19 protein-coding genes and 1 pseudogene are annotated in these 23,903 nt (G+C 41.9%); 9 read left to right on the top strand and 11 right to left on the bottom strand.

Annotation, left to right across the window (positions count from 1 at the left end):
- Positions 1-28: 28 nt before the first annotated feature.
- Genes Xish_RS17230 through Xish_RS17215 form a run of 4 tightly spaced genes read right to left on the bottom strand, consistent with a single transcriptional unit; the run spans position 29 to position 6,893 of the window.
- Positions 29-1,825: an ABC transporter ATP-binding protein gene (locus Xish_RS17230; protein WP_099119049.1), complete on the bottom strand. Its 1,797-nt coding sequence runs from the start codon at positions 1,823-1,825 to the stop codon at positions 29-31.
- Positions 1,812-3,656 carry an ABC transporter ATP-binding protein gene (locus Xish_RS17225; protein ID WP_099119048.1) on the bottom strand — a complete coding sequence of 615 codons (1,845 nt, stop codon included), beginning with the start codon at positions 3,654-3,656 and terminating at the stop codon, positions 1,812-1,814. The genes Xish_RS17230 and Xish_RS17225 overlap by 14 nt, the downstream gene beginning before the upstream one ends.
- A complete protein-coding gene (locus tag Xish_RS17220; RefSeq protein ID WP_244186206.1) occupies positions 3,643-4,911 on the bottom strand; it encodes an MFS transporter in 1,269 nt (422 codons plus the stop codon). Before Xish_RS17220 ends, Xish_RS17225 begins: the two co-directional genes overlap by 14 nt.
- A complete protein-coding gene (locus Xish_RS17215; protein WP_099119047.1) occupies positions 4,908-6,893 on the bottom strand; it encodes a TonB-dependent receptor in 1,986 nt (661 codons plus the stop codon). Before Xish_RS17215 ends, Xish_RS17220 begins: the two co-directional genes overlap by 4 nt.
- A gap of 320 nt (positions 6,894-7,213) precedes the next feature.
- Here Xish_RS17215 and Xish_RS17210 point away from each other — a divergent pair, with 320 nt between their 5' ends.
- Both Xish_RS17210 and Xish_RS17205 read left to right on the top strand, forming a co-directional pair.
- Complete coding sequence (locus Xish_RS17210) at positions 7,214-8,194, top strand: helix-turn-helix domain-containing protein (RefSeq protein ID WP_099119046.1); 981 nt, start codon at positions 7,214-7,216, stop codon at positions 8,192-8,194.
- Between the two features lie 433 nt (positions 8,195-8,627).
- Positions 8,628-8,939, top strand: a complete 312-nt coding sequence (locus Xish_RS17205; RefSeq protein WP_099119045.1) for a type V toxin-antitoxin system endoribonuclease antitoxin GhoS — start codon at positions 8,628-8,630, stop codon at positions 8,937-8,939.
- 585 nt (positions 8,940-9,524) lie between these two features.
- On the opposite strand, the gene dsbB is transcribed toward Xish_RS17205, so the two are convergent.
- Both dsbB and nhaB read right to left on the bottom strand, forming a co-directional pair.
- Positions 9,525-10,043 carry a disulfide bond formation protein DsbB gene (dsbB, locus tag Xish_RS17200; RefSeq protein ID WP_099119044.1) on the bottom strand — a complete coding sequence of 173 codons (519 nt, stop codon included), beginning with the start codon at positions 10,041-10,043 and terminating at the stop codon, positions 9,525-9,527.
- Positions 10,044-10,223: 180 nt separating this feature from the next.
- Positions 10,224-11,768 (bottom strand): sodium/proton antiporter NhaB, encoded by a 1,545-nt coding sequence (nhaB, locus tag Xish_RS17195; RefSeq protein ID WP_099119043.1) that lies wholly within the window; start codon positions 11,766-11,768, stop codon positions 10,224-10,226.
- Between the two features lie 277 nt (positions 11,769-12,045).
- On the opposite strand from nhaB, the gene fadR reads away from it, so the two are divergent.
- The 3 genes from fadR (at position 12,046) to dadX (ending at position 15,740) form a co-directional block, all read left to right on the top strand.
- Complete coding sequence (gene fadR, locus Xish_RS17190) at positions 12,046-12,768, top strand: fatty acid metabolism transcriptional regulator FadR (RefSeq protein WP_099119042.1); 723 nt, start codon at positions 12,046-12,048, stop codon at positions 12,766-12,768.
- A 575-nt stretch (positions 12,769-13,343) separates the two neighbouring features.
- Positions 13,344-14,645, top strand: a complete 1,302-nt coding sequence (locus tag Xish_RS17185; protein ID WP_099119041.1) for a D-amino acid dehydrogenase — start codon at positions 13,344-13,346, stop codon at positions 14,643-14,645.
- Positions 14,646-14,672: 27 nt separating this feature from the next.
- Positions 14,673-15,740 (top strand): catabolic alanine racemase DadX, encoded by a 1,068-nt coding sequence (gene dadX, locus Xish_RS17180; protein WP_099119040.1) that lies wholly within the window; start codon positions 14,673-14,675, stop codon positions 15,738-15,740.
- A 76-nt stretch (positions 15,741-15,816) separates the two neighbouring features.
- On the opposite strand, the gene Xish_RS17175 is transcribed toward dadX, so the two are convergent.
- Positions 15,817-16,698 carry a D-hexose-6-phosphate mutarotase gene (locus tag Xish_RS17175; protein ID WP_099119039.1) on the bottom strand — a complete coding sequence of 294 codons (882 nt, stop codon included), beginning with the start codon at positions 16,696-16,698 and terminating at the stop codon, positions 15,817-15,819.
- Positions 16,699-16,825: 127 nt separating this feature from the next.
- Positions 16,826-17,821: a glyceraldehyde-3-phosphate dehydrogenase gene (gene gapA, locus Xish_RS17170; RefSeq protein ID WP_099119038.1), complete on the bottom strand. Its 996-nt coding sequence runs from the start codon at positions 17,819-17,821 to the stop codon at positions 16,826-16,828.
- Between the two features lie 342 nt (positions 17,822-18,163).
- On the opposite strand from gapA, the gene msrB reads away from it, so the two are divergent.
- Both msrB and Xish_RS17160 read left to right on the top strand, forming a co-directional pair.
- The gene (gene msrB, locus Xish_RS17165) at positions 18,164-18,577 is read left to right on the top strand and encodes a peptide-methionine (R)-S-oxide reductase MsrB (protein ID WP_099119037.1); all 414 of its coding nucleotides are present in this window, start codon (positions 18,164-18,166) and stop codon (positions 18,575-18,577) included.
- A gap of 203 nt (positions 18,578-18,780) precedes the next feature.
- Positions 18,781-19,062, top strand: coding sequence for a YeaC family protein (locus tag Xish_RS17160; protein WP_099119036.1), 282 nt, complete (start codon positions 18,781-18,783; stop codon positions 19,060-19,062).
- A gap of 124 nt (positions 19,063-19,186) precedes the next feature.
- Here Xish_RS17160 and pncA read toward each other — a convergent pair whose 3' ends face one another.
- The 3 genes from pncA to sppA all read right to left on the bottom strand — a co-directional run bounded on the left by pncA (position 19,187) and on the right by sppA (position 22,852).
- A complete protein-coding gene (pncA, locus tag Xish_RS17155; protein ID WP_099119137.1) occupies positions 19,187-19,822 on the bottom strand; it encodes a bifunctional nicotinamidase/pyrazinamidase in 636 nt (211 codons plus the stop codon).
- A gap of 23 nt (positions 19,823-19,845) precedes the next feature.
- Positions 19,846-20,865, bottom strand: coding sequence for an asparaginase (gene ansA, locus Xish_RS17150; RefSeq protein WP_099119035.1), 1,020 nt, complete (start codon positions 20,863-20,865; stop codon positions 19,846-19,848).
- Positions 20,866-20,974: 109 nt separating this feature from the next.
- The gene (gene sppA / locus Xish_RS17145; protein ID WP_099119034.1) at positions 20,975-22,852 is read right to left on the bottom strand and encodes a signal peptide peptidase SppA; all 1,878 of its coding nucleotides are present in this window, start codon (positions 22,850-22,852) and stop codon (positions 20,975-20,977) included.
- Between the two features lie 167 nt (positions 22,853-23,019).
- Between sppA and Xish_RS17140 the strand changes: the two genes are divergently transcribed.
- Complete coding sequence (locus tag Xish_RS17140) at positions 23,020-23,571, top strand: NAD(P)H nitroreductase (RefSeq protein ID WP_099119033.1); 552 nt, start codon at positions 23,020-23,022, stop codon at positions 23,569-23,571.
- Positions 23,572-23,617: 46 nt separating this feature from the next.
- Positions 23,618-23,899, top strand: a pseudogene (locus tag Xish_RS17135) (selenide, water dikinase SelD); the annotation flags it as partial.
- Between the last annotated feature and the right edge of the window lie 4 nt (positions 23,900-23,903).

The raw sequence follows: 23,903 nt of genomic DNA, 5'->3' as shown, positions 1-23,903 counted from the left end.
AGTTACCTAAAAATCAGATAATGGCGGATTACGCCTTATTTGAATGAATACTTGAGGGAATATTGGGATTTAAGTGCCAATGCTCTTCTGAGCCAAGGTGATTTTTCCAAAGGGATTGATAAAGCGGACAACGCTTCAGTAATTCATCATGTGTACCGCTATCACGCAGGGTTCCATGATCCATGACCAATATTTGATCAGCGCGGGTTATCGTACTTAGCCGATGAGCAATCACAAAAACGGTTTTATCCTGAGTGAGAGAATCAAATGCTTCTTGTATCAATTGCTCATTTTCGGGGTCTAGTGAAGCTGTTGCTTCGTCCAGGAATAGAACCGGAGACTGTTTCAGGATCGCGCGAGCAATGGCAAGCCGTTGGCGCTCCCCACCCGACAACGTACCGCCATCTACACCTAAAGGTGTATCGTACCCTTGCGGTAGCGCCATAATTGTATCGTGAATATTGGCAAGGCGGGCTGCCTGTTCCAGCGCTAATTGGGTTGCATGCGGATCACCCAAACGGAGATTGTTCGCGACCGTATCCTGAAATAGTGCGGTTTCCTGAAACACCATGGTGACGGTGTCATACAGTGCCTGAGTCTGGTAATGATGGATAGGGTTCCCACCCAAACGAATTTCACCTTGATCCAGTTGATAGAAAGAAAGCAATAAATAGGCCAGTGTGGATTTACCACTGCCACTTGGCCCCACAATGGCGGTCATACTGCCTTGCGGTGCATAAAATGAAACATTTTGGATAGCCGGCTGGTGAGTACCCGGGTAGCTAAATGAGATGTTGTCAACTTCAACATCATATTTATCGGGTGCGGCTAATGATCCGGAAACCTGAGTTGCCACCGCTTCTATCTCTGCAATATGTGTTTCGCCGACTTGTGTCAATGCAGTCACATTGAGCAAAGGAATAATCCCGCGTAGATGCGTAATAGTGGCAAACAACAGCAGAATAGTGATCAGCATCTCAGGGAGAGTAAGTGCTTCCGGTACAGCAGCATTAAAGCGTAAAGCCGCGGCCAGAATGCCAACAACCACGCTGGTATCAATGATGATGTAGAACAGGCTCAGCAGCGGTATACTTTTGAATACACCACGGCGGAATGCGACACGTAATTGTTCAATTTCTTGGTCAAAACGCTGCTCTACCGTTGTAGTAGCCGCCGCGGCACGGATAAAAGCCATGCCTTGTGCATATTCGACGATCGCTTCGGATACATCAGCCATCATCGTTGCCCGTCGACGCAGTATAGCATTGAGTTTTTGACGGATAGCGCCCAGAATGAACAATCCAACCATCAAGACCAATAGGGCACAGCCAGCAACAACCCAATCGAACCAGAATAAAGCCAGATAGATAAGCGTCAGCATCATAATCTGACAAGTGATTTGTGGGGTAGTATAGGCTGATTGATTTTCCTGCCATTGCACATCTTCGGATAACGTCAGGGCTATTTTTCCGGCACTTAATCCGCGAATTGTTGCTATGGACATACTGACAAGCCGTTGTAGCAAAGCGCGCCGGATTTCTATACCCAAGTCATAAGCGGCAATAGTGAGCTTACGCAGTGCGCGGGACATAAAAGTGAACCGCAGTAACAGTAAAATAACCAATAATGTCAGAGTGATAAGCGACAGCATATCGTTGCCGCTTTCTTTCAGATGGGCATCTTCCAGATGAGTGATAGCCCAGGCTGCGATAGCAAGTTGAGCAATAATCGCAATGGTATCAAGTTGCTTATATAGCAACCCACCAAACCAAACCCGTTGTCGTTTTGGGGACAGATGTTGCTGGAGACGATTAAATAACCCCATGATAATTCACTCCTGTTCCGGTATTTTCTCCCCGCCATGCTGCCCACTGCTTGGTATACGCGCCTTGCAGTGCGATCAGTTCATCATGGGTTCCTTGCTCAATGATTTGTCCTTTATCCAAAACCAGTATTTGATCAAGGTGACGAATAGTTGGCAGGCGATGGGCAATAACAATCACGGTCTTATTGTGGCCTGTCTTGGTGCGGCATAGTGCATTGAGTGCCAGTTGCATCTCTTTTTCACATTCTGGATCGGCATAGGCGGTGGCTTCATCCAATACAAGAATGGGGGTGTTTTTCAGGATGGCGGCGGCAACGGCAATACGCTGCTTTTCGCCTACAGACAAGCTGATACCGTTGTTAATCACGGTGTTATAACCTTGTGGTAACTGTTGGATAAATTGGTGTGCTTGTGCTGCGATGGCCGCTGCTTCAACCTCAGCTTGTGAAGCATCAGGGCGAGCCAGACGGATATTATTGGCTATCGTATCGTTGAACAGAAATACCCGCTGGAATACAAAAGAGATGTTATTACGCAAAGTGGCTTCATCCATGTTGCGGATATCAACACCACCAACCGTAATTTTGCCTTGTTGAGGATCCCAAAGACGAGCAATCAGGCTGGCTATCGTGGATTTACCAGAGCCGCTGGCTCCAACCAGAGCGAGTGAACTGCCGGCAGGTACGGAAAACGAGATGTTATTTAATACATTGTTCTGCAATATATTATTCTGCGTATTTTGATCTTGCTTATTTTGATAGGAAAAGCTGACATTATGCAAAGTCACAGTGTTATCGACAGGGATCTGGTTTTGGGTACAGGGTGCTAATTCAGGTTGATTCATTAACCAGCGATAACGTGTGATTAATGCTTCTTGCTGCTGCAAGCGAGTCATTACAGAGAACATGGATGAGGCAATATTGCCGAATGCCATCGCAGCCAAAATAAAGAAGGTAAATTCAAATAAAGTGATCTCTTGTCGGTTGAATAACCAAACCGCTAAAGGGAGGACAAACAGCAGATTAGCGCTGGATAACACAAAAAATCGGCTGGATTTGACCTGCACTTTCTCAACCCAAACGTCGATAATACGTGTCAGGGCGGTAAATGCTTCTTCGGCTCGCTGTAGGGCAATATTGCCGCCCGAATAGGTTTTTACCACAGGAATGGCGTTGATAACTTCACCCATAGTCGAAGCAATATGATTTTGGGCGGCGTAAAAACGCTGAGTCGTGGTTTGAACTTTCATCTGAATATAGATGAATAATAAACAGGCACCCAAAGTTGGGGCAAAAGCTGCCAATGCTAATCGCCAGTCAATGGCTAGCATCACCCCCAATGCGATCAATGGGCCAAACAGGGTTGCTGACATTTCTGGGATAATGTGGGCGATACCATCCTCAAGCTGTTCGACGTCATCTAACATCATCTTCTTGATTTCGGTGCTGTCAGTCTGCATAAAGAAACCTAAGGGAACAGACTTCAACTTATTACTGATATGACGACGAACATCAGCCTGAACATCGGCAGCGATCAAATGAGCAACAAATGTTGAACCACTGAAAGTCAGCATAGCGGCAAAGGTAAAGCTTAATAACATGATGCCGTAATTCAGTAACGTGCCATATTGCCCGTCGTGGATAGATTGGGTAATGAGGCCAGCAATCGCTGCCGGCAGTATTTGCAAGCCGGCAGAAATAATGGCAAGGGCGATAGCAACGTAACTTAGCGTGCGGTATGGACGCATCATATCCCACAATGTCTTAAGGACACCGGCGTCAGCGGCACGTTGCTCTGGGGAATTCTGCACAGAAGGATCATGACTGAGCATAGATGCTTTCCTTTTGGAAATTGCGGTGCATACGTAGTGTCCAGAACAAGCCTGCGAGGGTGAAGAGTGATGCAAGAGCGAAAAGGGATGAATAGCTTGCTTTAGTCACAATCAATCCACCCAGCATTGAACAGATGATCGCAATGCTCATATCTGCGGATTGCATCAGTGCAAAATCCACCCCAGACTGTACGCCAGCCGCTAAAGACATCATTTGGGTATATAAGGCAACAAATTTGGCTGCGGTGATTAACGTAATAAAAACGTATGCCGCTGACAGCAGGGATAGGGGCGTCTCTGGTTGTTGGGCAAGCCAGAAAATACCCACTAATACCAGACATTCAAGCAGCATTATCCCCAATAATGTCTGGATAGCACCTAACTTACGTACCACGATGCCGCCAAGCAGGACACCAGATAATCCGGCCAGTGCACCACCACTGGCTGCAATGATGCCTAATTGGGTTAAGTCTACGCCGCGATCGATTAAAAATGGGGAGAGCATGCCGAGTGACAGACGTGTCCCAATCATACATAGCAGTATTAAAGTCAGTGCCTGTTTAACCGGAGTACGGCGTAATGCGCTCTTCAGGGAGGGGGTGATCGGTGTTTTTGGCGCTTGCGATTGTTCCTGTCCCTGAGTTTTTCGGATGAACAAGATAGGCAGTGACATTAATAGGATCACTATAACTAACATGCCCGAACCAATGTGCCAGCCATACAGTGAAGTAAGGTATAAAAACAGGCCGCTGCCAATAATGGCTCCCAGATAGCTGCCTCCAACTTGCATGACATTGCTCCAGGGGCGGTGCTGTGGTGATAACCTATCGATAGCATGGCCGTCTGTGGTGGTATCTACCACGGTCAGACAAAGCGTAATCAGAAACAGAGCCGCTATGATAAGCGGCATATGTTCGGCAGGTTTTGCTAAGGACATTAAACCAAAAAGCAGCGCAATTAACAGATTGCCGCAGAGCATGATGCGACGGGGGTTAGTATCCCCCGAACCTGATTTGCGATAGCGCTCTACAACGGGAGCCCAGAGAAATTTTAATGCCCAAGGTAACATTAATAGATAGAGTAACCCTATCTTATCTGGGGTAACGCCGTGGTTGCGCAGAAATGCCGGCATGCTTTGTAACGTTAACATACCAATGGTACTTTGGATGGTGTAAACACCAGCCAAAGTCAAAAGTAGCAACGAGATGTGACGGCGATGTGAGGTATTATTGTGCATCATAGTATTGTGCGTCATAGTGCAATGCTCACATCCAGCCCAACATTCAGCCCCTTACTTATCATGCTGTACGTATTTCCCATCTGGAAACTAGAAACACGGTACTGTTTGTTACCTAAATTTTCGCCATAAAGTTTGACATTGACACCATGATCCATTTCTAAACTGAATGATGCGTCATAGAGCGTATATCCCCCTTGTTCAAGGGTATTCGCTTCATCAAAGTAGCTTTTTGAATAGTAGCGAGTACCGGCATTTAAATAGAGGTTACCGGGTAACAATGTTTGATTAATGAGATAGTCGACACTGGCATTAAGCATGACATCTGGTGCATAAGGCAGGCGTTTGCCTTTATAATTTACGCCGCTTGTTGTATCAGTGAAATTTGACTTACCTACGCTACCACCAAGAGAAAGTTTAAGCCCTTGCATTGGTTTAATCTGGCTGCTCAGATCAATACCTTTACTTTCTGCTTTTCCGGCATTACGAATAAATTGTCCACCCATAGGTCCGACATAGATCTGTTTATCTTTGGAACGAATGTAATAAACAGCGCTGTTTAATGTCACTGCGTCATCAAAGAATGAGGTATGCCAACCAAACTCATAATTGTCTGAGGTTTCGGTATCGTAAGGCTTTTTATCATTGACGGAGGAAACAATGTTATTGAATCCGCCCGGTTTGTATCCTTTGGTGGCAGAGAGATAGAAACGGGTGTCCGGTGTCAGTTGCCAGCCCAGAGCTGCTTTAGGTATAAATTCATTGTTGGAAACCTGGTTATCAAAAGCGTCAATCTTCATGATGTCAGATCCTGAATAATTGATCTGAGATTTCTCATGTGACAGACGACCGCCAAGGGTAAGATCCCATTGAGATGCAATGGGTAATTTAACTTCGCCGAACAGGGCTAGCGACTTTCCTTTGATGTTGTTATGTGCATCATTATAGCTGGTATAGTGTCTGCTAGTTTCATCTGAGAACCAGCCACCCAGAACACTGCTAATTCCATTTGAGTAGCTGGAATTTAAACGTAGCTCTTGGGTTGTGGCGTGGTGTTTTTCTTTCCATTTACCCCCGATGAAATTGCGGAAAATATCGCGATCCTGATAGGCGGTGACACTGGTTAATACGTTGTTGCCAAAATCATATTCCGCTTTGAGTGCATAGCTGTTGACGCGCCGTGTTAAATCAGGGGTAGGGCCATCATATTCTTTCCGGCGGAACTGTTCGTCGGTTAAATACAGCTCTTCATGTGAATTGAGATCTTCATGAGCAAAGCTAAGTTCAGCGCTGAAAGGGGAATTTTCTGGCGCAAACGTCAGTTTCCCTTTACCGAGCCAGGTCTTGCTGGAGTCAATATTTTTATCACCACGATTTGGTGCATCAATTTGTCCTGATTCTTTTACCCAGCGTAGGCTCATACTGCCATAAAGCATGTCTTCAATAAGAGGTATTGATCCGCTGAAGGAACCCCCTTGTTTCAACTTAGAATAATTGCCAGAAAGGCTAAGCAAAGGACCTTCTTTTGGCGAACGGGTAATAATATTGATAACACCCGCTTGAGCGTTCCCGCCATATAAAGTGCCTTGGGGACCACGTAATAATTCTACCCGTTCTACATTGATTAACTCTTGTGTCAGAAACTGGTGATCCTGAGGAACACCATCAACATAAATACGAATAGAAGGTGAATAATAATCGGGTGAACTGATACCCCGAATTGTGGTTGCCGAATAGGTTCGGTTACCGCGAGAGCGGATTTGTAAACCAGGGAAAGCCCGCTCAAGATCCTGTACCTGAGTGATACCCGCTTGCTCAAGTTCCTCGCCAGTTTTTACCAAAATGCTGCCATTAACTTTAGTTAATGCTTCTGCCCGTTTGTTAGCCGTCACAATCAAAACATCTTCTGTGGCTTCGGCTTCAGGTGAATGCTCTGCCCAAGCCACAACAGGTGAAATCAGACAACATAAGACAGACGCTTTAGCATATTTTTTTTTCATAAGTGCTCTTTATGCCTTTTCAAATCATGTTTTAAAAAGATCGAATGTGGTAAACCAAGTAAGCGTGGTAAACCCGAAAACATATTTGGTGAAATTAACTGGAATAGAAAAGAAGAGCTAACGGGATAGGGACAAAAGTAGCGCGATACGTACTATTGATAATGATTCTCATTAATGATAAATTGCGTGATATTCACATTTGTATATAAATATATAAAATAAAAGAATAATTTATTTAAATTGCACAACATACTGTTTTTATTGTGGAAATCGTATTTTTGAAATGGTTGGTGTCTGAGGCTAATTTTACAGGGGATTTCATGAAGACGATCTATAGCGAGACATTGGGGATTTTCGCTGCGGGCCATTGCAATAACATGCGTTCATCAGTAGAGGAAAAGAATACAACTCCTTCATTGCTAACAGAGGAACTATCTGATGGAATTCACATCAACCGCATCTATCTTGAGCTAAGTAAAGATTTTACTGAATATTGTGAAGGGCCGCCAACAGTGTCAATAGCTTTTGTTCTCAGTGGGAAGGGAAAAATGGCAATTGAGAATGGCGAGGTTTTAGAGATTAATCCGGGAACGATGGTATTTTTCTATTCGCCTACAATGACGCGTGGTATGAATTTCTTTGGTTGCGGAACCTGGCGTATTCTCGATATCCGTTTTTCCCTGAACGAAATTGAAGCTCAGGAGTTGCCATCTTTTACCAAATTAACGGCTGGTTTTGAAAAAAATGCGAGTTATAGCGATGCCTTGATGATGGCTTGCCCTATCTATCCACCTTTTATGCAGATAGTGAATCAGATAGAAGAATGTCAGTTAAATGGCAGTGTCAGAAAGGTCTATTTAAAGGCAAAAGCGTTAGAAATACTCGCTTGTGTGACCGCTCAAATTTATGATTGCCAATATAATGTAATTAGCGGATTGCAGCGGCGTGCTGTTTACAATGCGATAAAAATAATTAATAACGATTATCATTACCCTTGGACAATCAAATCGTTATCAAGAGCAGTGGGTTTGAATGAGCGGAAATTAAAAGAGGGATTCCGTGCGGTTGTTTTCCGGACTTTCCATCAATATCTGGAAAACGTTCGGATGACCACAGCGGAAGACTTATTGAAGAAAGGGATGAGTGTGATTGAGGTTGCTGCCGCAGTGGGTTATTCCAGCCCAAGCCATTTTTCGAAACGTTTCCGGCAACATTATTTAATCAACCCTAAAGCATGGCAGGCAAGATATGCCGTGAGTCACATATTACTGAAAGAAAATATCACCGCGGAAAGTCAATAGAAATTTCGTATGTGGCATAACGTTTTAGTTGAGGTACAGTAAAATGTTTCAAACTCACGCAGAACAATGGGCTTATTAACCCAGTGCTTAAATATCTATATTTTTATCATGCCGCATAACGAATTTTAGGATGGTGGAAAAAACGGGTAACATGCGCCTTTCTTCTCTGGCGCTTCCTAAAACACCGCAATCCGGATCTGGTGATTTTCCAACCAACTCATTGTTATTTTGGCATGATGAACCCGTAAGTTATCTGGAAATTTGATAACAACGGCCATCCTTAATCACAAACAAGGGATTTTATATCAAATACATATAATGTAAGGACCGGAATTGGCATTAATATCGGATTTTTCTCCCGTTTTTCCGACTTTAAACAGTAAAGAAAAACTGATAACTTGTCTGGTCAAAAGTTGAAAACAAGGAAAGAGAAATGGCAAGTTATTTGATTCGTGTAGAGCTTTATGGCACGGGTATTGAGGGTTATGAAAAATTACATAAAAGGATGACGGCGAATCAATTCAGCCAATCTATCCGTTTTCCTAATGGGAAATGGCATCGCTTGCCTGGTGGAACTTATATTGGTAATTCGACGATGGAATCCGTGCAGTTGGCGGAAAAAATCAAATCTATGGCTACGCCATTTTCAAACAAAGATCCTTCGATATTTGTTTGTACTTACAGTAACTGGAGTGCATCGTTATATCCCGAAAAACCACATACTGAATCCGGTTCAGGTGAATAATTCGTTAAGACATCTCACGTTGTGGTTTTTTATGAGTTAACTCTCTTATTCTGGTCAGTTTTATTACCTAAGCATTGTCTTATTACTATAACAACCTGTCTAATTTAATACCCATTGTAATAAATATTAGAATGGAACTTATGCTGCATACCAAATATATATTAAATGCTGTTTATATTTTTTATGTCAGAACAGTCAGGGCCACTACCGTGCAGCTATGGATGTTTGTTTGGTAATGAGGGAAAGTAAAATGAAGAACAGATTGATGAGCTATGTAACGTTTGTAGGGGTTTGGATTACCGTAACATTGACGATTGGCATTATATTGTCATAAGAACATAAGAGAAATTAACTATAAACCTCGCCTTGGCCTGTCTCTTGATCATATTTCATAGATCAAAAGACTTGGAAGGTAAATAACCTTCAAGGATGGTTTGTAATTCCTAAGCGGTGTTATTTGTTTGATAAATTATCTTCAACATAAAAGATTTTAGAAAAAGTTTGATGTTGTCATAATGTTGAAAAGATCCCAGCTAAAGTACTGGGATCTCCTTAACAAGACCCCTTTTGGTCAATTGCTTATTTTTAAGGTCTACCTTGAGCCCGAAAAAACTGACTCACAAGCACCAATATACCTACCAACAGATAAGCGGCAAAAATGCCAATCAACCATTGCGGCATGTCCAGCGTTAAAAATTCCCACTGTTTCATCGAACAATCCCCAAATGCCTGAAACATGGAAGGCAGCCAATCATTCAACGGTAGCCAAGATGGGAATTGGACAAAGAACTCGCAAGTATTAAATGGAGAAGGGTATAACTGCATCATGGTGTGATCCCATGCCAGTTGTAATCCTTGCCATGCGCTATAAATCCACAGCAATATAGTTAACCAGCGTAAAGGCGTTTTAGGTGCGATTGCACCAAGCAGCGCAGCCCCTAAAATACCAAGCAACGCAACACGCTCATAAATGCACATTACGCAAGGCTGCAACTGCATCATATGTTGAAAATAGAGCGCTACGGCTTCCAGGATAAGAGCGGTTAACGCCATCAATAACCATGCACCTCGCCCTTGGGAACTCTGTTTTAAAAATTGAAACATTTTCTTTTCTTCCCACCTTTTCAATATAAATAATTAGGCTATTGTGCCGTTTCATCAGCCATAAAAAAATAAAATTAAAATCAACTGAGCTATTTTTTCAGGCAAGTGATTAACGAAAAAGCCGGAGAGTGTGCAAAATCACACTTTCCGGCAGGATATAACGATAAATTCGGTCTCTAATTATAGTGGAGTGAGCAAACCAAATTTGATGAGATATTCAGTGGCAGGCACTAACCAGAATTCAACACACAACAGACCTACTAGTGTCATCACAATGGTATAAGGCAAGGCCATTATTACCATGCGACCATAAGAGAGACGGATCAACGGGGACAAGGCCGAAGTCAGCAGGAACAGAAAAGCGGCTTGTCCGTTAGGTGTTGCCACGGATGGTAAGTTAGTCCCGGTATTGATGGCAACGGCCAAATATTCATATTGTTGCTGTGAAATCAAACCGCTTTTCAGGGCGAGCAATGCTTCATTAATGTAAACCGTACCGACGAAAACGTTATCAGAAACCGCAGAGAGTAATCCGTTAAACAAATAGAATAAGGAAAGTTGTGAAGCGGGTGAAGACTGTAAGACAAATTGAATAAATGGCGTAAACAGTTGTTGGTCAACAATGACTGCAACCACAGAAAAGAATACAGTTAACAGTGCAGTAAACGGTAAGGCTTCCTCAAAGGCTTTGCCTAACGCGTGTTCTTCGGTAATGCCACAGAATGCGGTCGCTAAGATAATGACTGATAGGCCAATCAAACCTACTTCAGCCAAATGAAAAGCCAGCGCTACAATCAGCCAAATACCGATCAATGCCTGAACAACAAGCTGAGCTTTTTCTTGACGGGTGCGCTTCTCACTGGTTTTTTGGTCATAATCTTCCAAAACAGAGCGAACACGCTCAGGCAGCTCAGCACCGTAACCGAACAGTTTAAAATGTTCAACCAGTAAGCAGATCAACAAGCCACAAATAAATACAGGAATGGTGACTGGCGACATACGAATAAAAAATGTGGCAAAATCCCAGCCGACATGTTTGGCAATAATCAGGTTTTGGGGTTCACCGACCATAGTCATCACACCGCCCAGTGCAGTACCAACCCCCGCATGCATCACCAGACTGCGCAAAAATGCCCTGAACTGTTCCAGCGCCAGTCTTTTATCCTCATTGTCAATGTATTTATCATCACTGAGTTCTGAATTGCCACTATGGGAAAGGAATTGGTGATAGATGGCGTAAAACCCGATTGATACACTGATAACAACGGCAATTACGGTCAGGGCATCAAGAAAAGCGGATAAGAAAGCACTTGCCAGACAGAATGCCAGTGCCAGCATTTTCTTGGAGCGGATACTTAACAGCAGCTTTGTGAAAACAAACAGCAGCAATTGTTTCATAAAGTAAATGCCCGCAACCATGAAAATCAGCAATAAAATGACTTCCAGATTGTTGGCTATCTCATGACCTATTTGTTTTGGTGAAGTCATCCCAATGATGATTGCTTCAATAGCGAGTAACCCTCCTGGTTGCAGAGGATAACATTTTAATGCCATTGCCAGTGTGAAGATAAACTCAACAACAAGCATCCAGCCAGCAACAAAGGGGCTGACAAAGAAATAGACCAGTGGGTTGATAATCAAAAAAACAATGATAGCTAGTTTGTACCAATCCGGCGAATTGCCGAGAAAGTTTTTCATCACTGCACGTTGGATACTGATTTCCATTATTATTAACATTCCTCTTTTGTGGATACGTGGAAAAATCTAAGTGGCTATAAAGCAAAACGACCACTATAGAAACATATCGAATCGGTATAGTATGCCCGATGTGATAGCAATTTAAGGGTATTCCCATATGATTAATCCATGAATGATTGCATTTTTTATGAGCCCTTTCACTCTTTCACTGTTTATTTACCTGGTAACTATGTCGATCAAGCACATTCTGGTATGATCAATCGCTATTATTAGCCAAGAAAACTGCTTTGGAATAATTAAAATTATGGTAATTAAGGCTCAAAGTCCTGCGAGTTTCGCGGAAGAGTATATCATTGAAAGTATTTGGAATAATCGCTTTCCACCCGGCTCCATACTGCCAGCAGAACGTGAATTATCTGAATTGATCGGTGTCACCCGTACGACCTTGCGTGAAGTGTTGCAGCGCCTTGCCCGTGATGGTTGGTTGACTATCCAGCATGGAAAACCAACTAAGGTTAATAATTTTTGGGAAACATCCGGTCTTAATATTCTGGAAACTTTGGCGCGTCTTGATCATGATCGTGTTCCTCAGTTGATTGATAACTTATTGGCAGTGAGAACCAATATCGCCGCCATTTTTATCCGTACCGCATTTAGGAACAACCCTGAAAAATCATTGGAAATTCTGGCAGAAAAAGAAAGTGTGGAAGATACCGCTGAAGCTTTCAGCTCTGTGGATTATGATATTTTCCGTGGTCTGGCTTTTGCGTCAGGGAACCCAATTTATGGTTTGATTATTAATGGACTGAAAGGGCTGTATACCCGTGTTGGCCGTTATTATTTCTCCAGTCCTGAAGCACGTAATTTGGCGTTGAATTTCTACCAGCAATTAAGTTCACTATGTCGGGAAAAAGCCTATGACAAGATCATAGACTGTGTGCGTAATTATGGTAAAGAGAGTGGTATTATCTGGCATAATATGCAAAGTATTATGATCAATGAATTGACGGAAAGATCAACTCATTAACAGAAGCACGTCTTAAGTTGGTTAAACTCTTCGTTTTTTGTTTGCCTCTCTATTGGTTACATTTATTTACCCCAGTTATGTAGTTATATTATGGTTCGATCATATAATGTGCAATTGTGTGATACGGAGTTACCTATATTTCTGGGGTATTTCTTTAATCATCACTTAACACATATGTGTTATTTAGAAACACTCCCAACTGCGTAGTGCAATTTTTTAAATTATTATTCTACTTAATCAATAATGGGATTAGATAAAATCCTGAAAATTTACATTTATGTGGTTTTTTTTAAAATTTTGCTTTTGTGAATTCGATGTTTCTTTTTGCCATAAAAACCACTTTAATAAATAGAAATTAGAGAAATAAATAGTGTTTGCATTGTTTAACTTATTGATTTAACTTTGTTTTATCTGGTGGGTAATGTTTATTGAAGAAGTGTTTTTTTCTATTTTGTAATGAAAGTGTGACTTAAATCCTAAAAGTTAATTAATTGTTTCGTAGCCTATTATTCTGTATTGGCTTTTTATATTTAGCATATTATGCTTGCAAATATCACTTGCCAGTAGGGGGTAAAATGAAGGTCCTTATTTTAGGCAGCGGTGTTATTGGCGTAACCAGCGCATGGTATCTTGCTCAAGCAGGCCATGAAGTTACCGTAATTGATCGCCAGAATAGTGCTGCTGAAGAAACTAGTGCCGCTAATGCCGGTCAAATCTCACCAGGATATGCAACTCCTTGGGGAGCCCCAGGGATCCCACTAAAAGCAATAAAGTGGATATTTCAACGTCACGCACCTTTGGCTATTCGCCCTGATGGCTCTTTGTTTCAGTTACGCTGGATGTGGCAAATGCTGCGTAATTGTGATGCCAGCCATTACGCGATGAATAAAAGCAGAATGGTACGTTTGGCAGAATATAGCAGGGACTGTATTAAACAATTAAGGGCCGATACGGGGATCCAATATGAAGGGCGTCAGGGGGGAACCCTGCAATTGTTCAGAACTACCAAGCAATTCGATAATGCTGCTAATGATATCGAAGTGTTAGAACAAGAAGGGGTATCTTATCAGTTATTGACTGCCGAACAGTTGGCTGCTGTAGAGCCAGCGCTTGCTAATATTTCTCATAAACTGACAGGTGGATTGCAATTACCGAATGATGAAACAGGTGATTGTCAGCTTTTTACCAAAGCGCTGGCTAAAATGGCAGAAGATATTGGTGTGCAGTTTGTATTCAACAAGCAAGTTAAACGGATCTTGGTGGATGGGAATAGAGTCACAGGTATTCAATGTGATGATGGCATCATGACGGCGGATCACTATGTGGTCGCGATGGGATCTTATTCCACTGAAATCTTAAAAGAACTGGTTAAAATTCCGGTTTATCCGATGAAAGGATATTCGTTAACGATGCCTATCATGGACGAATCAAAAGCACCGGTCTCAACTGTGCTGGATGAAACTTACAAGATTGCCATTACGCGTTTTGATAATCGTATTCGCGTTGGTGGTATGGCGGAAGTGGTTGGATTTAATTTGAATGTGCCCCAGAATCGTTGTGAAACGTTAAAAATGGTTGTACAGGATTTATACCACAATGGTGGTAATATTGCAGAGGCCTCATTCTGGACTGGTTTGCGGCCTATGACTCCGGATGGTACTCCTATTGTGGGGGCAACCAAATATACCAATCTTTATCTAAATACGGGACATGGAACACTAGGTTGGACGATGGCCTGTGGTTCAGGGAAGTTATTGGCTGATTTAATTTCTGGCAAAAAACCGGATATCGCGGCAGATGATCTCTCTGTATTCAGATACATCGATGGTTTTAATATAAAAGTGTTTCCAATAAATCCTCATTTACATACGGCATAAACTAATAAACTATAAGAAGGGGTCGTCATGCCACGTCCTATTTTGGCAACGATCCATCTCGATGCATTTCGCCATAATTTGTCGGTTATTCGTCAAAAAGTGAATAACAGTAAAATTTGGTCGGTAGTAAAAGCGGATGCGTATGGGCATGGATTGGACAGAATATGGCAATCACTCATGCAGACAGATGGATTTGCACTGCTTGACATGAATGAAGCTATTTATTTAAGGGAGCAGGGATGGCAAAGGCCAATCTTGCTATTGGAGGGTTTTTTCAAGCCCGCGGATTTACAGATTATCAATAAATACCGTCTGACAACTGTCGTGCATAGTTATTGGCAGCTTGATGAGATAGAAAAAGCTAAATTGGACAATCCCATTGATATCTATTTGAAACTTAATAGTGGTATGAATCGATTAGGATTCACTCCAAAAGAGTACTCACAGATAGTTTCAATAGTGAACCGGATTAAAAATATTAAGTCAGTGACTTTAATGACCCATTTTGCCAATTCAGATAATGAAGTTGGTATTGATGAACAATTCGCAGTTGTTGAGCGTCTGCAAATGAATTCACTTCCTCATTGTCTGGCGAATTCTGGTGCTGTTTTGTGGCATCCGAAAACACATCGAGATTGGGTACGGCCAGGTATTATTCTTTATGGCGCGTCTCCGAGTGGAAAGTGGCATGACATTGCCAATATTGGGTTGAAACCCGCCATGACACTACAAAGTGAAATCATCGCAGTACATGAACTTCCCAAGGGAGAAAAAATTGGTTATAGCAGCCGCTATACGACCCCGCAACCCATGCGTGTCGGTACAGTCGCTTGTGGCTATGCGGATGGATATCCTCGGCATGCGCCAACGGGAACCCCTGTTATGGTTGATGGTATTCGTACCCAGTTATTGGGTGCCATATCAATGGATATGATGACAGTTGATTTGACGCCATGCCCTCAGGCAAATATAGGTAGTATTGTCGAGTTGTGGGGAGAAAATCTACCCGTAGATGAAGTAGCAGGATCAGCCGGAACCATTGGTTACGAGCTTTTTTGTGCTTTAGCGAAGCGTGTTCCTGTCATGGTGGGTTAATCCTCTCTGCCTTTAAGAATTCAGGCATTTTATCCTTGGTTTTGGAATAAGTGCCTGTTCTATGTGTTCTACCTGGTTAATTGTTATCTGAGAACTTACGACAACGGATAACAATAGAAAGTCTGTCAGGGTTGCCATTCTTAGGCTGCAATGGGTTATTTATCCGTGCGGTTTCGATGCAAGCCATATTCTTATAACCCTCTTTACTCATATCTTTCATACTACTGGCAAGTGCAGCACCTGGATTCCAACATACTACATCACTATGGTGATAATGATGTATTTCAATTGTTCGTTTCCATAGCGGGTCTCTGAGCAGGCTAAAATCGTCTGGCTCTGTATAAATGCGGTCTGTTCTCCCGTGGAAAACTAAATCTTCATCAATAGACTGTTCGTTATCGGTGAGGGTATCAATAAAATGAGAACCAAGCCCACTAACTCGAATTTGATTGATGTCGCTGACATTGAAGTAAGAATGAAGGGCACAAGTGGCTTGATATTCACCGTGGGATTCTAACTCTATTTCGCAAGTTTCCCCTAATTTAAAGCGGGCAATCAGCGTGAATTCATGTGGCCATAACTTACGGGTATATGCGTTATCCTGTAATGTGAACGTCAAAATAACGCCATTTTCATTCTCATCATGAGCTTTGAGCTCCCAAGGTAATATTCGCGCAAATCCATGGCTGGGAGCTGCAAACGAACCGAACCAAGGCCAACAGATGGGAATACCACCACGAATAGCAGTACCTGTACTGAAAAGCGTGCTATCACTTACCCATAATACTGGTTTTTCGTTATTGGGTTGCCAGGTAATCAGGTGTGCGCCTTGAATACTGATTACCCCGCGAGCTTTAGGGTGGGAAACAACGATTAATGGAAAACCATCAATGTTTCGCTGGCTGATATAAGGAGAGAGTTGTTCTACAATCGGCAATGAGAAAATTTTATCAAGCATCTGTCATGACCTTATGTAAGCCCAAATTGGTAGCTGAACCAAAGACAACAATATCTTAATATTTTAGTTATATAAACATAAAAGCCATCTGTAAACAGATGACTTTTGAAAATGGATAAAAGCTCAATTATTTGGAGATGTGAGCGATCAGATCCAGGACTTTATTGGAATAACCAGTTTCGTTGTCATACCAAGAAACCAGTTTTACAAAGTTGTCGTTCAATGCAATACCTGCTTTTGCATCAAATACAGAAGTCAGTTTTTCGCCGTTGAAATCAGTTGAAACCACGTCATCTTCAGTATATCCCAGAATACCTTTCAGCTCGCCTTCTGCTGCTGCTTTAATTGCATCACAGATTTCTGCATAAGTTGCTGGTTTAGCCAGACGTACAGTCAGATCCACAACAGATACGTTAGGAGTAGGAACACGGAAAGACATACCAGTCAGTTTGCCGTTCAGTTCTGGGATAACTTTGCCTACTGCTTTTGCTGCGCCAGTGGAAGACGGGATGATGTTCTGTGCTGCACCACGGCCACCACGCCAGTCTTTGGCTGAAGGGCCATCAACAGTTTTCTGGGTAGCAGTTGTTGCGTGAACTGTAGTCATCAGACCTTCAATAATACCGAATTTATCATTGATAACTTTAGCCAGTGGAGCCAGACAGTTAGTGGTACAGGATGCGTTGGAAACGATATCCTGGTTTGCATAGGTATTGTGGTTAACACCCATAACGAACATTGGCGTATTGTCTTTGGATGGACCAGTCAGGACAACTTTTTTCGCGCCAGCAGCGATGTGCTTACGTGCAGTTTCGTCAGTCAGGAAAATACCTGTTGCTTCTGCAACAACATCAACACCCACTTCGTTCCATTTCAGGTTAGCTGGGTCTCTTTCAGATGTTACACGGATGGTTTTGCCATTAACAACCAACTGACCGTCTTTAACTTCAACAGTGCCATTGAAGCGGCCGTGGGTTGAATCGTATTTCAGCATGTATGCCATGTATTCTGCATCCAACAGATCATTGATAGCAACGATTTCAATGTCTGAGCGTTCCTGAGCAGCACGGAAAACAATACGGCCAATACGACCAAAACCGTTAATACCTACTTTGATAGTCATAGTATTCCACCAGCTATTTTTTAGTGAATTAAAAGTTGTTTCTAAAGTTACCAAAATCTTGCCAGCCGTCAAGCGGAATCGTGTCAACAATTGAAAAATATCAATTTAATAATCACTATCTAGACGATTGTTATACGGCTGGAACAAGCTCTACGCACACCATTATCGGGGTATAAGGAGATATTTAAAGTTACCATTGGTTAGTTATGTGAGACTTATCACAATTAGTAAAGTAAATTGCTATGTTAGATGGGGTAGAATGCGTTTTGATGTTTTGTTGTTAATTTTATGTTGTTTCTGATGATCTTTTATTGAAAATATTGACCTTAAAAGGTGGTCATTATGACTAAAAGTCAAAATATTTCCTTTTTTATCGAACAGCTTAGTGAAACACAGCGCTATGTTACGCAAGAAGCAGGTACTGAACTGCCATTTTCAGGAAAACTACTACACAACAAAAAAAATGGCATTTATTATTGCTTATGTTGCCGCCAGCCACTTTTTGTTTCTGATACGAAATTTGATTCTGGATGTGGATGGCCAAGTTTCTATCAACCGATTAGTGATGGTTCCATCACATATATTGATGATTATTCACATAATATGCATCGAATAGAGGTGCGTTGTAGCCAATGTCAGGCACATTTGGGGCATGTCTTTCCTGATGGCCCCAAACCGACAGGAGAACGTTTTTGTATTAATTCAGCAGCACTACGTTTTGTTGATAAAGAAACAGGCGAAGAAACAGAAGGCTAATATTATGTCTGAATACTCTGAATTTAAATGAAATATTGGTTTGATGAATTGAAAGAAAAAACGATTCAGCTTATTTTTAACTGAGTATTCTCAATTGTTATTAAGGTTAATATATTAATTAATAATAACCATGCTGGTTTACAGCCGTACAAGTAAAATATGTAGTGAGTGAAATAGGGCATATAGTCATTAAGGAAATTTCGATGAAGTTGGATGATTTACTTTCCGCCATGACTCCTGAAATTTATCAGCGATTAGTTCAGGCTGTTGAACTGGGAAAATGGCAGGATGGCGTACCACTTACGCCAGAACAGAAAGAATACAGTTTACAGGCAGTGATGCTCTGGCAAGCAAAACATAATCATGATCCTGAACATATGACGATTGGCACCGACGGCCAAATTGCTATAAAAAGTAAACAGGAGTTAAAGGCTCTATTTCAGTCCGAAATGGTTGCAAAATTAAAACCCCAGTCGGAAGATTGAAATGGCATGAATTGATAACCTCGTCCTATGTCTGAAAGACAAGGTTATCATTAGTTACATTAATTAGAATTGTCAATTAATTTTATAAATGGTTATGGCTACTGCATTGATGATTTGGATCGGGTTATAAAATGGATATCATTTCACTTTGTGAAACTAACTTAGCCCCTTTTCTGTCCATTTCTTCAAATGCTTGTTGGCTGTCATCTTTTTGGATATTAACACCGCGACAGCCATCAATAATGACATAGGTTTCATAACCTAATGCCAGGGCATCAAGTACAGTAAATTTTACGCAGTAATCAGTGGCGATACCCATAACAAACAGGCGTTGTATATTCTGCGCTATCAGCCATGTATCCAGACGGGTTTTACTTTTATGGTCATTATCAAAGAATGCACTATAGCTATCTATTTGAGGATTTTCCCCTTTTCGGAAAATTTCTTGAATAGCAGATTGATTTAACAAAGGATGTAACTCTGCACCAAACTCTCCTTGTATACAGTGGTTCGGCCACCATACTTGAGGAATACCATTGAGTTTCCCTAATTCACCTACTTTTTGTCCTGAGTTTTCTGCAAAGCTCATATGGTTGGCTGGGTGCCAATCTTGAGTGGCGATAACCGTGATATTGTTTTCCTGACATCGTGCAATAACGTTATTTGCTACCTCAATCACTGTATCACTCTCTTTGACAGCCAGTGCTCCCCCAGTACAAAAGTCATTTTGTAGATCAATAAGTAATAATGCTGTTTTCATCATATTCTCGACTCACCTATCTATTATTCATCGGAATAGCTCAATTCTCCCCGCAGATTTTGTTGCATCAGGTAGCGGATCTCTTCTGGTGTATATGATTGGCTCAATAAATAGTGCAATTTCGTTAAAGTTGCTTCGAAAGTCATGTCATAACCACTGATAACACCTGATGCTGCCAGAGAATGACCAGTCGCATAGCCTTCCATATTGACTCGGCCAGAAATACATTGTGTCAAATTGACCACAATAATACCTCGCTCAGTTGCTTTCTTTAACGTTTGTAACAAATCAGCTCGTTGCGGAGCATTGCCAACACCGTATGAACGCAAAATTAACGCCTTGACGGGTTGCATCAGAATATTTTCTACCACCTGATCGGATAATCCCGGATAGATGGTCACAACACCAATCGGTTGTGATGTGATTGAGTTCACACCAAACTCTCCGTGACTAACAGGTATGGGGGTTGTTTTGAAGGTACGGATATTTATCCCAGCTTCCATCAGTGGTGAGCAGTTAGGGGATGAAAAAGCATCAAAGCCATCTGCATGAGCCTTAATTGTTCTATTTCCACGAAATAACTTATTGTTAAAAAACAAACTGACTTCGTTAATAGGGTAATTTGCTGCAAGATACAAAGCATTAAGGAGATTGGTTTGTCCATCGGAACGCAATGCTTCCAGAGGAATTTGTGACCCTGTCACAATAATAGGTTTATTAAGGTTCTCGAACATGAAGGCGAGTGCTGACGCAGTGAAAGCCATGGTATCTGTACCGTGCAGAATCACAAAACCATCATAGTCATGATAATTCTGGTAGATATCATTTGCGATAATGCTCCAGTCGTCAGGACTCATATCAGAAGAATCAATCAGAGGTTGGTGTTCACGAATTGTGAATGTTGGCATTTCTGGACGGTGAAATTCTGGCATTTTGGCGAGTTGTTGTTGTAAATGACCGGAAACGGGAATGTATCCATTGGGAGAATGTTGCATCCCAATAGTACCGCCAGTGTAAACAACGTAGATCGATTTCTTCTGCATGGTAACGCCTCAATAAAAACATTTAGCCGGATTATAGGGAGTATCAAGAATAAAAAAAGCCTGATGGTGGAATCAGGCTTTAAATTTGTTGGAACCTTAGTCAGTTATTTTAACGAATATCGACACAATTCAAACAGAATGTGTAGATATTCTGCGGATCTTTCATATTGTTATAAAATACAGCTTGTTTTTTCACATCTTGAGCGACTTCGGCAAGTGGAGCCGGCAACATTGACTGCAAAGTATTTGGTAGAAGTGCTTGCGCTGATGAAGTCAGTCCCAACATGAATTTTTCTGAGAATGAAAGTTCAGGTTGCATCCAGTCCAATGAGACATTTTTGACTTTTGCCAGTTCAGCGGCTTTTTTAACGGCATCATCAAAATCACCCAGTTGGTCGACTAAACCATGTTTTTTGGCATCAATGCCACTCCAAACACGCCCCTGAGCGATATTATCGATTTCATCCAGAGATTTATTACGGGCAATTGCAACTAACCCGATAAACTTATTATAGCCATTCTCAATAGATAACTGTATTACATCTGAGAATGTCTGGTTGATGCCTTTGGTGGCAGAAATATCGGCTAATGGAGTTGTTGAAATACCGTCGGTATTCACGCCAACGTAATTGAGGCTCTTTTCAAAAGTTTGCATGACACCAAAAACACCAATCGAGCCTGTTAATGTAACAGGATCAGCAATAATATAGTTAGCTGGGGTGGATATCCAGTAACCCCCTGAAGCAGTCAATCCACCCATTGAAACTACGATGGGTTTCGCATTTCCTGTTTTATCATCTCGGATAGCTGCCAACTCATTGCGAATAATTTCAGACGCACTGATACTGCCACCTGGGCTGTTTACTCGTAAGACGATCGCTTTTATGTTGGAGTTCTGGTGTGCTGCACGTAGTTGTTCAACAATGGTGTCACTTCCAACAATACCGGGTGATTGTTTGCCTTCTAAGATTGCCCCTTCAGCAACAATGACAGCAATGTTGCCTTTATTGTCTGTATTTTTTATTGGTTTTTGGTCAATGTAATCATAGATACTGATGTAATTGAAATGTTTTTGTTCTTTATTCCAACCGAATTTCTCCTTCATTTTCTTTTCAACGGCACTGCGTGGCTCAATATAGTCCACCAGTTTGTTTTGGTATGCATATAGTGAAGCGTCTCCGCCAGCTTTACGGAATTTTTCGATGAAATTTGCTGCTCCAGGAGAGATCTGATCGGCAGGGATATGTCGGTTAACCGCAATGGTATTTAAGTAATTGCCCCATAATTCGTTGAGCCAGAGGCTGTCAGCTTCACGAGCCTCTTTTGACATATCGTTACGTAACATGGGTTCAACTGCTGATTTATAGGTTCCTATACGGAAAATATGGGTGGATACTTTCAACGTATCCAACAAGGATTTATAGTATAAATGGTTGGTGGAGAAACCACGGATCTCAACAGAGCCGAGTGGAGATAAATATATTTCATCGGCATAGCTGGCTAAAAGATATTGTGATTGGCTGTAAGAGTCACCAATCGCAAAAACAGGTTTGCCTGCTGCTTTAAATTCATTAATAGCTTTGCCAATATACCTCATAGAAGTCTGGTCTGCGCCGATAAAATCTTTTAGCTTTAATACCATACCTGTAATTTTGGGATCGTTTTTTGCGCGGCGGATGTTGTCAACAACGTCAAACACAGAGGTTTCTTTGTAATTGCTATTGGGTGGCCCCAGAAGATCTTTTGCAAATTGTTCAAATGGACTGCGATCAGTTACGCGATCAAGAACAATACCAGATAGGTTGACATACAATGCACCGTGAGAGTTATCGTCAAGTTTGGATTGTTGTTGGTAAACGATGACCCCAACAACGACAACAACAATCAATAGAATAAAAATAAGATTGGAAATAAATTGGCGTACAAAATTTAGGAGCTTCCAACTCCATTTAAATAATGCTGCCGTGAAGTGCCATAATTTGCGCATATTGTCTCCGGTTATGGTATCAAATGAAGTTATCCTAATCAGCCTGCGGAGAAATGTCAGCAGGAAATCATATTATTGATTGAAAAAACAGTTTATGTACTTTCATTCATTAACGAATAAACAGAGAATGTTGGTTTATCACAGATTATCTTATTTAGGAGAAAATAATGAATGCTTTGGAACTTTTGTTAAATCGTCGTTCAGTTTCACGTTTAACAACCCCCGCCCCAGAAGGAAATGAATTGCAACATATTTTAGCCGCAGGGATGAGGGCTCCTGACCACGGGGCTTTGCGTCCTTGGCATTTTATTGTGATGCAGGGAGAAGGCATGAATAAGTTCAGTCATCTCCTTGAAAAAGCAGCAATGGAAGGCGGACTGGGAAGGGAAGTTGAGGAGAAAGCAAAAAATGCCCCTTACCGAGCACCAATGATTATTACAATCATCGCCAAGGTAGTTGAACATGCAAAAGTTCCGGCATGGGAACAAATCGTTGCTGCGGGGTGTGCTGTTCACGCAATGCAAATGGCCGCAGTCGCGCAAGGTTTTGGTGGTATATGGCGTTCAGGCTCATGGACAGAAGATCCAATTGTCAGGGCTGGTTTGGGATGTGAGGAAAATGACAAGATTGTTGGATTCCTTTATTTAGGAACCCCAGAACTAAGGGCACCGGCAAAAGTCGCAACACCAGATTTAACGAATTTTGTCAGTTATTTCTAATTTGCCCGTGACTTCTTAATTGGTGCGTCCAATGTTCCTGACCTAACCTTTAGGCGTTGGCGTATTGACTACGGCTGAAAAGAGAGGGTTGCTTCAACCTGAACACCAAGGTATTGCGAAAGAAACTATGTGCCAGTTAAATAAAGCGGGGACTCAACGCCATCTCCTGTGTGACCCACAAACTTCGGGTGGTTTCTTGCTGGCAATTTTGCCGGATGCTGTGGAAGAGGCGAAAGCCGTTGCACGAAGCCACGACATTGATTTTTTTGCTATTGGTGAACTGACTGAGCCAAGCTCAGACAGAGCACTCATTGAAGTTCTTGAATAATTCT

Source organism: Xenorhabdus ishibashii, assembly GCF_002632755.1.
In the GTDB taxonomy this organism is placed as follows: Bacteria; Pseudomonadota; Gammaproteobacteria; order Enterobacterales; family Enterobacteriaceae; genus Xenorhabdus; species Xenorhabdus ishibashii.
This window is presented reverse-complemented; position numbering and strand designations above follow the sequence as displayed.

What these genes read in the sequence shown, in the direction of transcription:
- Xish_RS17230 (WP_099119049.1), bottom strand. Translation starts at nt 1,825, where the DNA reads ATGGGGTTATTTAATCGTCTCCAGCAACATCTGTCCCCAAAACGACAA.
- Xish_RS17225 (WP_099119048.1), bottom strand. Translation starts at nt 3,656, where the DNA reads ATGCTCAGTCATGATCCTTCTGTGCAGAATTCCCCAGAGCAACGTGCC.
- Xish_RS17220 (WP_244186206.1), bottom strand. Translation starts at nt 4,911, where the DNA reads ATGACGCACAATACTATGATGCACAATAATACCTCACATCGCCGTCAC.
- Xish_RS17215 (WP_099119047.1), bottom strand. Translation starts at nt 6,893, where the DNA reads ATGAAAAAAAAATATGCTAAAGCGTCTGTCTTATGTTGTCTGATTTCA.
- Xish_RS17210 (WP_099119046.1), top strand. Translation starts at nt 7,214, where the DNA reads ATGAAGACGATCTATAGCGAGACATTGGGGATTTTCGCTGCGGGCCAT.
- Xish_RS17205 (WP_099119045.1), top strand. Translation starts at nt 8,628, where the DNA reads ATGGCAAGTTATTTGATTCGTGTAGAGCTTTATGGCACGGGTATTGAG.
- dsbB (WP_099119044.1), bottom strand. Translation starts at nt 10,043, where the DNA reads ATGTTTCAATTTTTAAAACAGAGTTCCCAAGGGCGAGGTGCATGGTTA.
- nhaB (WP_099119043.1), bottom strand. Translation starts at nt 11,768, where the DNA reads ATGGAAATCAGTATCCAACGTGCAGTGATGAAAAACTTTCTCGGCAAT.
- fadR (WP_099119042.1), top strand. Translation starts at nt 12,046, where the DNA reads ATGGTAATTAAGGCTCAAAGTCCTGCGAGTTTCGCGGAAGAGTATATC.
- Xish_RS17185 (WP_099119041.1), top strand. Translation starts at nt 13,344, where the DNA reads ATGAAGGTCCTTATTTTAGGCAGCGGTGTTATTGGCGTAACCAGCGCA.
- dadX (WP_099119040.1), top strand. Translation starts at nt 14,673, where the DNA reads ATGCCACGTCCTATTTTGGCAACGATCCATCTCGATGCATTTCGCCAT.
- Xish_RS17175 (WP_099119039.1), bottom strand. Translation starts at nt 16,698, where the DNA reads ATGCTTGATAAAATTTTCTCATTGCCGATTGTAGAACAACTCTCTCCT.
- gapA (WP_099119038.1), bottom strand. Translation starts at nt 17,821, where the DNA reads ATGACTATCAAAGTAGGTATTAACGGTTTTGGTCGTATTGGCCGTATT.
- msrB (WP_099119037.1), top strand. Translation starts at nt 18,164, where the DNA reads ATGACTAAAAGTCAAAATATTTCCTTTTTTATCGAACAGCTTAGTGAA.
- Xish_RS17160 (WP_099119036.1), top strand. Translation starts at nt 18,781, where the DNA reads ATGAAGTTGGATGATTTACTTTCCGCCATGACTCCTGAAATTTATCAG.
- pncA (WP_099119137.1), bottom strand. Translation starts at nt 19,822, where the DNA reads ATGAAAACAGCATTATTACTTATTGATCTACAAAATGACTTTTGTACT.
- ansA (WP_099119035.1), bottom strand. Translation starts at nt 20,865, where the DNA reads ATGCAGAAGAAATCGATCTACGTTGTTTACACTGGCGGTACTATTGGG.
- sppA (WP_099119034.1), bottom strand. Translation starts at nt 22,852, where the DNA reads ATGCGCAAATTATGGCACTTCACGGCAGCATTATTTAAATGGAGTTGG.
- Xish_RS17140 (WP_099119033.1), top strand. Translation starts at nt 23,020, where the DNA reads ATGAATGCTTTGGAACTTTTGTTAAATCGTCGTTCAGTTTCACGTTTA.